This window comes from Acinetobacter sp. SwsAc6, assembly GCF_013391565.1.
Classification (GTDB): Bacteria; Pseudomonadota; Gammaproteobacteria; order Pseudomonadales; family Moraxellaceae; genus Acinetobacter; species Acinetobacter cumulans.
In genome coordinates this window covers 182,399-196,048 of the sequence record NZ_JACAXE010000004.1, presented here as the reverse complement: position 1 = coordinate 196,048, position 13,650 = coordinate 182,399, and the positions used below count along the sequence as shown (strand labels likewise).

The window sequence follows — 13,650 nt, the reverse complement described above, 5'->3', positions numbered from 1 at the left end:
TGATTCCCTTTTCCTTATCTGTTATGGCTTATTTTGAAGAAATTTGTTCGATAATAAATGGCACAATGGCTGAAACAGCAACTTCTGTTTGTGTCGCTGTTGCAAGCTCTTTCACCAATAATTGCTGAGCATCCCACTCTCGTTCACCCAGAATCACAGCGAAAATTGCACCCGATTGATCGGCTTTTTTCATTTGTGATTTCATTGAACCCTGTGAGCCTACTTTGAAGCGAATCGCCGATGTCGCAGCATCTAATTGGTCACGAATTTGCTCTGCAAGCACCAATGCTTTAGATTGATATGCAGGTTCAGAAACCAAAAATACTTCACAATCACGGACTGGTGTATTGTCTTCAACTTGTTCAAGAAGAAGCAATAAGCGCTCCATACCCATTGCAAAACCGACTGCTGGTACAGATTGATCTGGCTTGCCTTTCAACTGCCCAACTAGACCATCATAACGACCGCCTGCACACACTGTACCCTGTGAACCCAAATGCGTTGTAGTCCATTCAAATACAGTTTTGTTGTAGTAGTCTAAACCACGCACCAATTTTTGGTTAATCACAAAGCTTATACCAGCATCTGTTAAATACTGCTGTAACTGTGCAAAATGAGCCAAAGTTTCTTCACCCATAAAGTCATGAAGTTTTGGTGCATTTTCAAGAATGCTTTGTGTTTTTGCATCTTTAGAATCTAAAATACGAAGCGGATTGGTAGTCAAACGACGCTGTGAATCTTCATCTAAATCTGCTTTGTGTGCTTGAAGAAATTCAACTAAGGCTGCACGGTAGTTTGCACGTTCATCAGACTCACCCAAAGTGTTGAGTTCAAGTTGAACTTTATCTGCAACACCCATACGCTTCCAAAGACGCGCTGTCATAAGAATCAATTCAGCATCTTGATCTGGCGTTGAAACACCAAAAGTTTCTACACCAAATTGGTGGAATTGACGATAGCGACCTTTTTGTGGTTTTTCATAACGAAACATCGGGCCGACATACCACACTTTTGGCGTTGCACCACGCAGTAGGTTATGTTCTAGCATTGCACGCACACAGCCTGCGGTCCCTTCAGGGCGCAAGGTTAAAGACTCAGGTGGCTGACCTTTGTCTAAAAAAGTGTACATTTCTTTTTCAACAATATCTGTTGCATCGCCAATTGAACGCTTAAACAAATTGGTTTGCTCAACGATAGGCAAACGAATTTGTTGATAACCGTATGCATCCATTAATGATGCTAAATGCTGTTCTAAACGTCTCCACGCAGGAGTTTGCGTTGGGAGAATATCGTTAAAACCTTTAATTGCTACAATTGAACTCATGACCTACTCAGAACTGGTGCGAATGATTTCTTTAGATTTCGCTTCTTCAAGCGCTAAAACACGTTGACGAACCATCGCTTCAATTTCGTCAACCAATTGATTGGTGTCGATTAAATGACTCTTTTCGCCATTACGATACACCAGTGAACGCGGACTTGCACCCACCACGCCAATATCAGCTTCTTTAGCTTCACCAGGGCCATTAACTTTACAGCCAATCACCGAGACATCCATTGGCGTACGTACATCTTCAAGGCGTTCTTCTAAAGCTTGCATCACAGAAATGACATTAAACTCCTGACGCGAACAACTCGGGCACGCAATAAAATTAATGCCATTTGAACGTAAGCCCAGTGATTTTAAAATATCAAAACCAATTTTTACTTCTTCTTCAGGCTCGGCTGCCAATGAAATACGCATCGTGTCACCTATGCCTTCCATAAGTAAACCGCCCAATGCAATCGCTGACTTGACTGAACCTGTGCGGTAGATTCCCGCTTCAGTCACACCCAAATGAAGTGGATTATCAATTTGTTGTGATAACAAACGATAAGCATCCATAGTTAAAAATACATTCGATGCTTTGACCGACACTTTAAATTCATGAAAATTTAAGCGGTCTAAAATATCAATATGGCGCATTGCAGATTCAAGCAAAGCTTGGCCTGTAGGCTCACCATATTTTTTTTGAATATCTTTTTCGAGTGAACCTGCATTCACCCCAATACGCATAGAAATATCGTGATGACGAGCTGCAGCCACCACTTCACGGATTTTTGCTTCCGAGCCAATATTACCCGGATTAATACGGAGGCAATCTGCGCCAAAGTCGGCAACTGCCAAGGCAATTTTATAGTCAAAGTGAATATCGGCAACCAATGGCACATTCACTTGCTTACGAATTTCACCAAAAGCTGCTGCCGCTTCCATGCTCGGCACAGAAACACGCATGATATCTGCACCCGCATCTACACAGCGCTGAATTTGTGCAACTGTTGCATCTACATCACAGGTTTCAGTATTGGTCATGCTTTGAATACTGATTGGTGCGTCACCACCTACATACACCGAACCGACACGAATTTTACGAGTTGGACGGCGCTTAATCGGATTTTCAATCATTGTTCGAATCTGCTCTGTTATGCCTTAACGAGATAAACGGAAGTCTGCTCGACCATTTACGGTATACGGCGACAATGAAATATTTTCATTATTGAGGCTTAGTGTCACGGCTTCTGCATCATCTAAACGAATTTGGAATGGTGATTCACCATGTAAAGTTAATGTCGTAGCTTGGCGACCCGTCGCCAGTACTTTACCCGTCGCATCAACAATATTCACTGAGGTTGGGCGACTAAAATTCAATTCTAATTGCTCGCCAGATACAGCCGATGAACCATCCATATTAATGACTTCTACATCAGATGTTTTGACTGGAGCGCCTTCAGTATCAGAAGGTGTAGATGACATATTTTGCACAGCCATCACGATTGCCGCCAAGACCACCAATACAACAATCGCCAACACACCACGTTTTAACCACTTACGATTACGATCGCGGTTAGAACCTGGCAATTTGCCCATAATTTTAATTGGAGAATTATTTAAAGCATGATTTGGCAAGAGGCCCGTATCATTGGCATAAATTTCATCAAATCGCTGAATGATATTGGTCGCATCAACTTTTAAAAATTTTGCGTAGGTACGGTAATAACCTTTAATAAAGGTTGCTTCAGGTAATGACTTATAGTCATCCTGCTCCAATGCCATCAATGTCTTTACAGGAATGTTTAACTCCTGCGCAACTTCATCTAAATCACGTTTTTGCGTGACACGAATCTGGCGTAGGTACTCACCTGGACGCTGAACATTTCCTAACGCATTTGGGGCTACGCTCGAGTTATTCGATTGCGGTGAATTAGGATTTATTTCCATACGGCCTCAGTACTGTACTGTAATTGCAAATAACGTTGGTATTCTGGACTTTCCGGGAATAAAGCACGTAGCTGGTTCACTAAAACCTGCTGACCAATGTTGTCTTTATTCGCACGCGCGGTACGAATACCAATCCAAAGCGCACGTGCACTTTGGTTGTTCTGACCTACTGTACGCACAAATTGTTCATACATTTGTGTCGCATCAGCAGTCTGCTGGTTCAAATAAAAAATTTCTGCCAACTCTAACATCGAAACATAAGAATCACGATTAGCTTGCAAGGCTTGCTTGAATGTTTTTTCAGCACTCGCAACATTACCTAATTTAAGGTAAATACGCCCTGCATTTTCCAGCGCTCTTGCACGCTGATCATACCCCAATGTAGAACCGGCGATATTCAACTGTTCAAGCGCATCATTATAGCGTTCAAGTTGATATAAATACGTACCATAGTTGTTACGTACTTGCGCATTTTTAGGCTCAGATGATATGGCGCGTTTAAAATAACCATCCGCTTTTTGAATATTGGCTTTACTTCCTTCTTGCTGTAAAAGCACACCCATCATCATATTTGCTTGTGCATCACGGCTATTTGCTTCTAAGGCTTGGTCAAGCTCACGTTTTGCCGAGTCGAGATCGCCATTTTTAATATATTCAGCAGCCATTTGAGTTCTTACTTTTGCTGCTTTTTCTGGGTCCTTTTTGACTACCCCACCACTTGCACTATGAATACCCGTAGTTTGACACCCTACCATTGCACTCAACGCAATACATAGTGATGAAATTAAAGCAATTTTATAAGTCGACTTTCTCAATTGGCTGCCTCTTTGTTATCCTTGCGAGCGCAGAATCTCATTCTTTGCCGCAACTTTCTTTTTCCATTGCTCCGCACGACGAGTACGGTCTGCAACTTGCCCCACAAGTTGTCCACACGCAGCATCAATATCATCGCCACGTGTCTGACGAATCGTACACACAAATCCAGCATCAGACAAAGTTTTTTGGAAAGAAATAATGCGGTTACGACTTGAGCGGCCATACGGCGCATGCGGGAAAGGGTTAAATGGAATTAAATTAATTTTACTCGGCAGATTTTTGAGTAATTTAATCATTTGTTGCGCATGCTCTGGATGGTCATTTACACCATCTAACATGACATATTCAATCGTCACGTGTTTACGTGAACTTTCGTTGCCATCTTTAGCAATATAACGCTGACATGCTGCAATCAATTGTTCTAGTGGATATTTTTTATTGATTGGCACCAGTTCGTTACGAAGCTCATCGTTTGGTGCATGCAATGAAATCGCCAATGCGACATCAATATCTTTCACCATCTGATCGATTTTAGGCACAACACCCGAAGTTGATAAAGTCACGCGACGCTTTGACATGCCATAAGCAAAGTCATCCAACATGGTACGCATAGAATTCAGCACTGCATCGTAGTTAAGGAGTGGTTCGCCCATCCCCATCATTACGACGTTCGTTACCGAACGCTCACGCTCAAGAACAGGCACATCTTCCATATAAGAATAGTTTGCCATCCATAGCTGACCAATGATTTCAGCCTGATTTAAATCACGCTGGAAGCCTTGTTTACCTGTAGAACAGAATGAGCAATCTAGTGCACAGCCGACTTGTGAAGAAATACACAATGTACGGCGTAAACCACTACGGTGTTCAGCAGGAATGAGAACAGTTTCAACTAAAGAACCTGCACCCTCACCCACGCGGAATACCCACTTACGGGTACCATCTTTAGAATAGTTTTTATGCACCACTTCTGGCGCTTTAATTTCAGCAATTTTTTCTAGTTTTTCACGCAATTTGCCTGAAATATTGGTCATTTCAGCAAAATCAGTCACAAAAAATTGGTGCATCCACTTCATCACCTGCCCAGCACGGAACTTCTTCTCCCCCATATCTTCGAAGAATTTTTCCATTTGTGGACGTGACATGCCAAGTAGATTCACTTTTTCCACAGGCTTTTGCTGCGTTGGAGCGGATGGAGATTGTTGCTGTGCATCAGAAACAGCTGATGTAGCGACTACTTCAGTACTCATGTGTAATTACCTAAACCATGTCTAAAGATGAAAGGAGAAGCTCAATAAGTGAGCAAAGGATTATTCAGGGAATAAAAAAACCAGATAAGTATAATAACACTTATCTGGTTTGAATACTTCGAATTAACGAGTACGTGGAGCAATCTCAGTTTGAGCGAAGAAGTAGTTAACTTCACGATCAGCAGATGCTACAGAGTCAGAACCGTGAGCAGCGTTTTCGTCGATGCTTACAGCGAAGTCAGCGCGGATTGTACCTGGAGCAGCTTCTTTAGGGTTAGTCGCGCCAAGGATTTCGCGGTGAGCAAGAACTGCGTTTTCGCCTTCAAGAACAGAAACAACAACTGGACCAGAAGTCATGAATGCAACTAGGTCAGCAAAGAAACCACGTTCTTTGTGCTCAGCGTAGAAGCCTTCAGCTTCAGCTTGAGTCAAGTGTTTCATTTTAGTTGCAACGATTTGAAGACCAGCTTTCTCGAAACGAGCAAAGATGTCACCGATGTTGTTTTTAGCAACTGCGTCTGGTTTAACGATAGATAAAGTACGTTCGATAGCCATGGTAGGCTCCTTAAGTCATAATGTTGACAGGAAAATTTGGCGCATTATACCGAATAATGCGCTGTTTTCTGCTTTTGAGATGTAAAAAAATTGCTTTTTTCGACGCAGTGTTAACTTGCTTCGTCTATCCAAGCCATTTGAATCGCTTCCAGTAAACCTTCAGTCGATTTTTCTGGGTTATCTGCAAAGTCTGGCAAAGCGCACACCCATGCATGTAAATCAGTAAAGCGAATCCATTGTGGATCCACATCTGGATGAGCTTCATAAAGCTCAATTGCGATATCAATCGTATCTGTCCAGCGTAAGCCCATGTGCGCCATCCTAACATCCAATAAACGATGCTGTACTTTAGCAAATTTCTAAATTGCTGCCTAAATTTTCAATCAATAAAGCCTCATTTTTTATTGTCATGGCAGATTTTAATGCCCCCACACCACAACATTGGCTTAAAGCATAATATGTAAAACGGGTGCACATAAAATAATGGCTATCGCCACCACAGCACCAATCAATGCCCCAATGACCACATCGCTAGGATAGTGCAGCCCTAAAACCATACGCGACAAAGCCACCAATACGGTAAAAGGCAACATCAAGATGAGTAAAATCGGCTGTACCCACCCCAATACAGTCGTCACCATCACCGCATGTAGGGTATGCCCTGAGGGAAAGCTAAAGTGGTCTAAAGGGCGCTCGCCCAATCGAATCACTTGATGCACTTGATAAGGCCTTGGCCGTACGGTTTTTTGTTTGAGCAACTTATATATACCAGTTCCCAGCAAACCACTCAGTGCAATGTACAGCAATTGAAATGCATACATCAGTCCTTGTAGCATCCACACAGCCATCAACATGAGATACCAAAAAACTCCATCGCCCAAGCGACTAATCATTTTAAAAAAGTACGCGATTCGCTCTGAGTGAGAAAACGTATTGAGATAAATACAGCCTTTTAAATCGAGATCAAGCATTCTTATTTTTGCATTTTTGAATTTCATGGCTCTCTCCTCAGGTGGTCAATAACCTTCCTGTTATCGCTTCATAAAGCAGGATTAGCTTGGTGCAATACTTCGCCTAGCAACACTATATAAAGCCTGCTCAAATTGTTGTACAGGATGCTTCCATCCAACATGTTGCACATCTGCTTGTGCTTGTATACCCATGGTTTTTAATACTTCTCGTGCAGGTAGCTTCTTAATCAATTCGCTAAATTGGGTAAGTTGCCCCAACCCCGCTAACCAGCCCGTATGCCCAATTCGCACATATTGCTGCGCACATGCATTGTCATAAGCCACGATGGGCAATCCGCTGGCCATCGCCTCTAACACTACATTACCAAAGGTTTCAACTTGACTTGGAAAGACAAAAACATCAGCACTGGCATATACTTCTGACAATGCAATACCACTCAAGCTTCCCATAAAAATAATACGATGCCCCTGTGCTAAACGTTGTAGCTTTTCGCGCTCAGGACCATCTCCCACAATAACCAAACACTGCATTGCTATTTGTTTGGTTTGCTGGGTAATAAAAGCCTCAATCAGTACATGCAATTCTTTTTCTGGCGATAAGCGCCCAACATAAAGCAATACTGTAGTCTGCTCTTTGACTTGCCACTGCTGACGCAAACCAGTCGAAGCATATTTAGGATGAAAGACATCGACATCTACACCCCTTCCCACCACAACCTTGGGACAAGTCACGCCTAAGGATTGTAGCGACTTTGCCGTTCCCTGACTGGGTACACAGGTCAATTGCGTACTGTTATGAAACCAACAGAGATAACGTTGTATTGGCTTAAGCAAAAAGGCCAAATCAAAGAACCGACTAAAATCTTGAAATGCAGAATGAAAGCCACTTGAGATTGGAATTTTCTTATTTTTAGCCGCTTGCAATGCCGCCAAACCCAGTGGACCTTCTGTCACAATATGTACAACGTCAGGTTCAAAACTTTCAATACTACTGGAAACTTTTAAATATTGTGGCCAGCCAAACTTTAATCCCGGATAACGCGGGATGGACTGCGCCAACACCAAACACTCCTGATAGGGCTTAAAGCTCAAACATTCACTTTTTTGTTGTGGGCGTATTAATAAAATTTTATGGCCTAACGCTTGTAAACCTTTACACAATTGAAGCAATGACAGTGCCACACCATTAATTTCAGGTGGCCATGTTTCAGTTACAATGGCAATTTTCAAACGGGGTCTAACCAAATCATTCAGTTCACGTCTATCCGCTTTGAGATGATTTGAATTCTTATTTTTAAAATAAAAGCGTAGGTTTTCTGGAAATTGCTGTTGCTTGAGCAGGCTTGTCGCTGTTTGATCTGACATAGGCCACCTATTTATCTTTTTTGTTTTAGCCTACTGCCCTTTCTTTGCATTTTAATGTGGATTTAATGACACTTTTTTGACAATACCTCAACCTTTATCCTCAGAGTTTTTTACGCACTGTAATGCGTGTACAACCAGGCCTAGATTCAACTTCAAGCATCGCATTGATTTTGATCAATCGTGCACACATGCTTTTTAAGCCTACACTCAAGCCCGATTCTTTCACTGCTGTGGTATCAAAGCCAACGCCATTATCCTGCACAAAAGCAATCAGCTCTTGATTATGAAAGCGCATGTTTACATCCACCCGATCTGCATAACTATGTTTCAGCACATTCGTCAGACACTCCTCCAAAACCCGTTGTAGTGCAATACAATCTGCTGGAGTAATTGCACCTTGCCAATGATCTGGAAATTCCCAACAGACAATTACACCCAGTTCATCAAACAACTGATTAAAACGGTGACGTGTCGGCGCAACCCACAACGTTGGTGTTTCAGGAACAGAAGTATTTAGGCTTGATCCACTATCAATCACAAGTCTAAGGTCATCACGTAAATGCTTAAGTACAGATAAAAACTGATGGTTATTCAAATTTTCACGGGTATGTTCAATCGAGGCCATAGAACGCACCAATGAGCTTCCCAACCCATCATGTAGATCATGTGCTAATTGAATTCGTTCCTGCAATTTAGCATTTTTCAGCTCCAGCTGGTGACTGTGGTTCAAACTATCCTCTAGCTCTGTGCGTACCTGCTTCACCTTTAGGGCGAGACGTGTATTAAATCGCTCTACACCATTCATACTACGGGTTAAACGTAGGGCAAAAATACACGCTAAAATCACTGCAGTAAAAGGTGATGCATAAACAATTAATAAATTTCCCTCATGTAGGTAAATACTCAAACCATCATGCAACGACAAGGGCAAGTACACACAAAACATCACCAATGCTAAACAATAAGCTTCAGGCTGTTTAGAACGATATGCAACAACAGGATAAACAATACAGTTAAGCAAATAGATGCCAACTGCCACAACAAAACTCACTTTCAATAAAAAATCGAGATATTGAACAGGCATAAATAAAGTGAGCGATAAAAAAACTATAGCCAACCAAAGCAATGTACGCTCTAAGCAAGGCGCCCTGAAGTTGGCAAAACGCCAACTATATAAACAGGTAAAGCAAACAAATACTAAAAAAATTAAACTTTGAATGCGCGCAAAGTCCAATGTTTTCAGTGCAAATAATGGCTCTGTAATGAGCTTCATCCCAATATATAGTACCCAAAGCAAGGTTGCTAAAGCATAGTATCCAAATGCACTTTCCTTGCGCCTAAACAACCAAACAAAAGCAGCAATTAATCCAAGTGCAACCTCCAGACAGAGTGTGTAGGTCAACAAGTCTCGCATTTCAAGCCAATAATGTTCGTGCTTTGCCATGACGGACTCATAGTCCCCCAAATGAACAAAGCCAATTCCTGGATTGAGCTCAGAAACACCTTCCACACGTATATAAACTGTATTTTCACCTGGCTTTAAAATACCGACGGGCAACATCCAGCGTCTAGGGATGTTCAAGTTACGAGATAAAGGTTCTTCAAGTGATTTGTTTTGCCATAGGAAGTGGTCATTAATGTAGACCTGCCCAGCCATATTAATAAAACTGACTGACAGCATCATGGGCTGATTTTGTTTTTCGTCACAATGAAATTGCCAAGTCAGCTTATACCAAACTGTACCGCTAAATTTTGGCCAACGGTCATTCCAATAATCTGGCGTACTTGAAATTGTTTGCCACTGTGATATTTGTGGCCGACCTTTAGCATTTGGACCAATTCCTTTTGCACTTTGAATCTGCTTAAGTTGTGCATAACACTTGGTGGCCTGCTGATATGCGTGTACTTCTGTCGTCATAAAAATTGACCACAGTAAAACACAAAGGCACAGTAATATTTTGTGTAAGCTTCGCCCTCTCACACCAATCACATGAGCAAAATTTAGGCAAAAAATACAAACTGTATTATGGCAAAACGCCAAAAGCGTCACCTTATTTTTTAAAATTATAAAGTCGTTCAATCATACTCAAATTTACACAAACAATACAATAAAATTGTAATAATATTCATTATCATCTAATTTTAATTTTTATATGTGCAAAGTATAAACACCTCCCTTTATACAACTTAAGCAATTGTCACTTGAATTATTGCACCAAATACATCAAGCCACCTTTTACCTGATATAACTACCCCTCACCAAAATCTATTTGTTGCTGGTCTCCACGCAACCGAGGAAAACCAATCAATGCATCCAGCTGTGCGGAACGCTGAAATTGGTGTGTTTTAGGGTTAAACATCCAATAGATAAACCGTTTATCTTCTATTTTTTTGCCATTGGACACATCTGAAAGCACCACATCATAATAACCATCAAAATTCACATCCATGTAGCCAATGCTATTGGCAAAGGCTGTAAAACCCGTCAGGCTTTGTAATAGCTTATTCGTTTTTTTATCAATCACATCAACTTGCGTTAAGGCTTTACCAGCCGGATATTGCGAATGATCCACACCATAAAATTTAAAAACCACCACAGGCTTATCCGCTGCTTTAAAAGCAGGTTCAAAACTGAGTGATGTCGCACCTAGCGATGTATTCCAATTGGCTTGCATAATGCCCGTGTTTGCATTTAATTCGCCACTTAAGGTTTCATTATTGGGCGTAGCCATACCTTCCGCGCTCACAGCGAGTAAATTAATTTGATCTGCTTTTTGCGTGCCTTTGAGTGCGTAGGCAGTAGAAGCTGACTCATCATATAAAGTGCCGTGTGGATTCCAAATACCCGCATACAAATCTAAAAAATACTGATTGTCTGTTGAACGTAGCATTCGAAGCATCGACACTCGGACATTATTTAAAGGCTTAAGCTGTTCACTGCTTATTCCTGATGATGCAGGTTCAGCAAAAGAAAGACTAGGGAGAAATAAGGCAATGATACAAAGCAAAATTTTATTGTTCATTGTGAAGCCACACCTAAACAAGGAATGAATAATGTGGAATTTATCACACTTTAAAACACTAAAATGTATAGTCTTTGCTTAACCATTCGATAAGCTAAATACTGGTTAAAGTGCAAACCATTGTTTTCTCACAGCACATAAATTAATCTAAAAGCCAATCAAATAAAAAATATAACTTGAATGAATTTTAAGTCCGCCCCTGAACGTGAAATTTTAAGCTTTCAGCCACACCTGCTTAAGCTCACAGAAACAGACAGCCACCATCAGACGTGGCAACTCCCTCCGGAACTTCAAGAAAAAACGGGATTGAATGAAATTTACATCCATGAAAAATGGGCTGAATTTAATCATAGTTTAAAAATTAGACAATCTTATCCCGTCAGCATTTATCAAGGTAAGTTTCAAGATTATTGGATTGAAGCAAAAACCTTTCAACAACTAGGGCCGATACAGGAGTCACAACCATAATGACACCTGTACATACAATTCGGCATACTGTTTGCACCAACAAAGAAGACCAAGAGCTGCTTAAATATCAGCTATTAAATCAAGCTAAACGCGATTATAAATTATCAAAAATCAATAGATTTTTACTTCATAAAAATATGCATCCAATATTGATTTTAGTTCTTGTTTTTCTAGTTGGATATGGCAAAGATCAAATCTTATTTGGAGTTTTAATTCAACCTTACTATTACGTATTTTTTGCACTCGCTCTGCTGCATCCAATTTATGAAGCATGGATGGATCGTAAGATCAAACGGAAAATTAAACGCGAAATCGATCAATCTGCTTATTTTTCTACAACAGGCACAATCAAAAAAATAATCTCGCATCACCCCAAAGACAATCTGATTGAGTTTGAAATTAAATATCTCCATCCAAAATTTCAAACTATCACACGTATTTTTAAGCATTTCTACCAAGCTGATATTTATAATCCAAACGATTTTAAGAATCGTGAAAGTTACATTCTTTCCTTAATCAATCAGCCTATCACACTGTATTTATCTGCTGAATCAGAAACATTAATTCAGTTGTATTTACTCAATTCAACAGAATCAGCTGTATATTTTAAGAAAGGCAAATTTTTTCAAAATCGCGCTCGATGGTGGTTCTTCCATCATGGCCCACTGCTTAGCCCGATTTGTTTACATCCTGATGATCTGAGAAAAATTTACTTATACTATTCAGAACAGGATCAACATTGGCATTACAGCTTTCACGGTGAAGCCTTTGAAAATATCACCCTGCATTCTCAGATTATCAATCTTGGTGATTTTGAACTTGCGCTCTCACAAACTTTGCCTTCTTTCAATCATGTGCAGTATCAGACGATTAAAGCTAACCACCCCGAACATCCTCAATTAATTTGGGAGAATAAAAACCCGCTGAGCCATGCCGAAAAGAGAGCTTTACACAATAAACTTGCCGTCAAATTAAGCCTCTATGCGACTGTACTGAGTGTATTGGCCATTACGGTCTTATACTCAACACTGTTCAAAGTAATTGATGACATTATTCTGAATATTTTGCTCGGCTTGCTCAGCACTGCAGTCATAGCCATTAGCTTCATCTATTTATTTTATGCGCTATGCCAGCATAGACATTATCTGGCAGCAGATCAGCAAGTGGCGCTGTTTCAAATTCAACCGCGTAGAAAAGAAAACCTGATGTAAGAAAGAAATTCATCATTTTGTGCAGCTATTTTTATCAAATCACATTAAAAGACCCACTCAAAATGAGCGGGTTTTTATATTCAAATCAATTGATTCAAGAAATTAGTTTTTCTCTTTATCAACAATTTTGTCCGCCTGAATCCACGGTACGTAAAGCAAGGAAAGCACTGCTTTACTTGCTTTAGAGGCACGTAACCTTCGCCTTCAAGCATTTAAAAAGCCCCTGTTAAAAACAGAGGCTTTTTGACTGACTTAGAAATTAGAACTTAGTTCTTTTCTTTGTCTACGATTTTGTTCGCTTGAATCCAAGGCACGCAAAAATAGAAAAGTATGCTTTTCTATTTTTAAGGCACGTAACTTTAGACATTAAAAAACCCACTCAAAATGAGCGGGTTTTTATATTCAAATCAATTGATTCGAGAAATTAGTTTTTCTCTTTATCAACGATTTTGTTTGCTTGAATCCAAGGCACGAAAATGATGTAAGCATCGCTTACATCATTTGAGGCACGTAACTTTGATACTATATTCAATAAGGCATAAAAAAAGCCCCTGTTAAAAACAGAGGCTTTTTGACTTAGAAATTAGAACTTAGTTCTTTTCTTTGTCTACAATTTTGTTCGCTTGAATCCAAGGTACGTAAAGCAAGGAAAGCACTGCTTTACTTGCTTTGGAGGCACGCAACCTTCGCCTTCAACCATTTAAAAAGCCCCTGTTAAAACAGGGGCTTTTT

The 13,650-nt window shown here is 40.4% G+C and carries 13 protein-coding genes; 2 read left to right on the top strand and 11 right to left on the bottom strand.

From position 1 onward, the window contains the following. Nucleotides 1-28: 28 nt before the first annotated feature. The 11 genes from hisS to HYG93_RS04540 all read right to left on the bottom strand — a co-directional run bounded on the left by hisS (nucleotide 29) and on the right by HYG93_RS04540 (nucleotide 11,239). The gene (hisS, locus tag HYG93_RS04590) at nucleotides 29-1,324 is read right to left on the bottom strand and encodes a histidine--tRNA ligase (protein WP_106986098.1); all 1,296 of its coding nucleotides are present in this window, start codon (nucleotides 1,322-1,324) and stop codon (nucleotides 29-31) included. A 3-nt stretch (nucleotides 1,325-1,327) separates the two neighbouring features. After that, the gene (gene ispG / locus HYG93_RS04585) at nucleotides 1,328-2,446 is read right to left on the bottom strand and encodes a flavodoxin-dependent (E)-4-hydroxy-3-methylbut-2-enyl-diphosphate synthase (protein WP_106986097.1); all 1,119 of its coding nucleotides are present in this window, start codon (nucleotides 2,444-2,446) and stop codon (nucleotides 1,328-1,330) included. Between the two features lie 24 nt (nucleotides 2,447-2,470). Then, nucleotides 2,471-3,259: a helix-turn-helix domain-containing protein gene (locus HYG93_RS04580; protein ID WP_120365140.1), complete on the bottom strand. Its 789-nt coding sequence runs from the start codon at nucleotides 3,257-3,259 to the stop codon at nucleotides 2,471-2,473. Further along, nucleotides 3,250-4,074: a type IV pilus biogenesis/stability protein PilW gene (gene pilW / locus HYG93_RS04575; RefSeq protein ID WP_120364259.1), complete on the bottom strand. Its 825-nt coding sequence runs from the start codon at nucleotides 4,072-4,074 to the stop codon at nucleotides 3,250-3,252. Before pilW ends, HYG93_RS04580 begins: the two co-directional genes overlap by 10 nt. 15 nt (nucleotides 4,075-4,089) lie before the next feature. After that, on the bottom strand, nucleotides 4,090-5,325 hold the full coding sequence (gene rlmN, locus HYG93_RS04570; protein ID WP_120365141.1) for a 23S rRNA (adenine(2503)-C(2))-methyltransferase RlmN: 1,236 nt from the start codon (nucleotides 5,323-5,325) through the stop codon (nucleotides 4,090-4,092). Nucleotides 5,326-5,448: 123 nt separating this feature from the next. Continuing rightward, nucleotides 5,449-5,880, bottom strand: coding sequence for a nucleoside-diphosphate kinase (gene ndk, locus HYG93_RS04565; protein WP_106986093.1), 432 nt, complete (start codon nucleotides 5,878-5,880; stop codon nucleotides 5,449-5,451). Nucleotides 5,881-5,990: 110 nt separating this feature from the next. Further along, complete coding sequence (iscX, locus tag HYG93_RS04560; protein ID WP_106986114.1) at nucleotides 5,991-6,191, bottom strand: Fe-S cluster assembly protein IscX; 201 nt, start codon at nucleotides 6,189-6,191, stop codon at nucleotides 5,991-5,993. A 135-nt stretch (nucleotides 6,192-6,326) separates the two neighbouring features. Beyond that, the gene (locus HYG93_RS04555) at nucleotides 6,327-6,878 is read right to left on the bottom strand and encodes a phosphatase PAP2 family protein (RefSeq protein WP_106986092.1); all 552 of its coding nucleotides are present in this window, start codon (nucleotides 6,876-6,878) and stop codon (nucleotides 6,327-6,329) included. Nucleotides 6,879-6,932: 54 nt separating this feature from the next. Beyond that, nucleotides 6,933-8,216, bottom strand: coding sequence for a glycosyltransferase family 1 protein (locus tag HYG93_RS04550; RefSeq protein ID WP_120365142.1), 1,284 nt, complete (start codon nucleotides 8,214-8,216; stop codon nucleotides 6,933-6,935). A gap of 100 nt (nucleotides 8,217-8,316) precedes the next feature. Beyond that, nucleotides 8,317-10,134 carry an ATP-binding protein gene (locus HYG93_RS04545; RefSeq protein ID WP_120365143.1) on the bottom strand — a complete coding sequence of 606 codons (1,818 nt, stop codon included), beginning with the start codon at nucleotides 10,132-10,134 and terminating at the stop codon, nucleotides 8,317-8,319. A 331-nt stretch (nucleotides 10,135-10,465) separates the two neighbouring features. Beyond that, the gene (locus tag HYG93_RS04540; protein WP_178961915.1) at nucleotides 10,466-11,239 is read right to left on the bottom strand and encodes a hypothetical protein; all 774 of its coding nucleotides are present in this window, start codon (nucleotides 11,237-11,239) and stop codon (nucleotides 10,466-10,468) included. 180 nt (nucleotides 11,240-11,419) lie between these two features. Between HYG93_RS04540 and HYG93_RS04535 the strand changes: the two genes are divergently transcribed. Then, the gene (locus tag HYG93_RS04535; RefSeq protein WP_178961913.1) at nucleotides 11,420-11,707 is read left to right on the top strand and encodes a hypothetical protein; all 288 of its coding nucleotides are present in this window, start codon (nucleotides 11,420-11,422) and stop codon (nucleotides 11,705-11,707) included. Continuing rightward, nucleotides 11,707-12,918, top strand: coding sequence for a hypothetical protein (locus tag HYG93_RS04530; protein WP_178961911.1), 1,212 nt, complete (start codon nucleotides 11,707-11,709; stop codon nucleotides 12,916-12,918). The genes HYG93_RS04535 and HYG93_RS04530 overlap by 1 nt, the downstream gene beginning before the upstream one ends. Nucleotides 12,919-13,650 lie beyond the last annotated feature (732 nt).

Coding starts and splice junctions, on each gene's coding strand:
- hisS (WP_106986098.1), bottom strand. CDS start 1,324: ATGAGTTCAATTGTAGCAATTAAAGGTTTTAACGATATTCTCCCAACG.
- ispG (WP_106986097.1), bottom strand. CDS start 2,446: ATGATTGAAAATCCGATTAAGCGCCGTCCAACTCGTAAAATTCGTGTC.
- HYG93_RS04580 (WP_120365140.1), bottom strand. CDS start 3,259: ATGGAAATAAATCCTAATTCACCGCAATCGAATAACTCGAGCGTAGCC.
- rlmN (WP_120365141.1), bottom strand. CDS start 5,325: ATGAGTACTGAAGTAGTCGCTACATCAGCTGTTTCTGATGCACAGCAA.
- ndk (WP_106986093.1), bottom strand. CDS start 5,880: ATGGCTATCGAACGTACTTTATCTATCGTTAAACCAGACGCAGTTGCT.
- iscX (WP_106986114.1), bottom strand. CDS start 6,191: ATGGGCTTACGCTGGACAGATACGATTGATATCGCAATTGAGCTTTAT.
- HYG93_RS04555 (WP_106986092.1), bottom strand. CDS start 6,878: ATGAAATTCAAAAATGCAAAAATAAGAATGCTTGATCTCGATTTAAAA.
- HYG93_RS04550 (WP_120365142.1), bottom strand. CDS start 8,216: ATGTCAGATCAAACAGCGACAAGCCTGCTCAAGCAACAGCAATTTCCA.
- HYG93_RS04545 (WP_120365143.1), bottom strand. CDS start 10,134: ATGACGACAGAAGTACACGCATATCAGCAGGCCACCAAGTGTTATGCA.
- HYG93_RS04540 (WP_178961915.1), bottom strand. CDS start 11,239: ATGAACAATAAAATTTTGCTTTGTATCATTGCCTTATTTCTCCCTAGT.
- HYG93_RS04535 (WP_178961913.1), top strand. CDS start 11,420: ATGAATTTTAAGTCCGCCCCTGAACGTGAAATTTTAAGCTTTCAGCCA.
- HYG93_RS04530 (WP_178961911.1), top strand. CDS start 11,707: ATGACACCTGTACATACAATTCGGCATACTGTTTGCACCAACAAAGAA.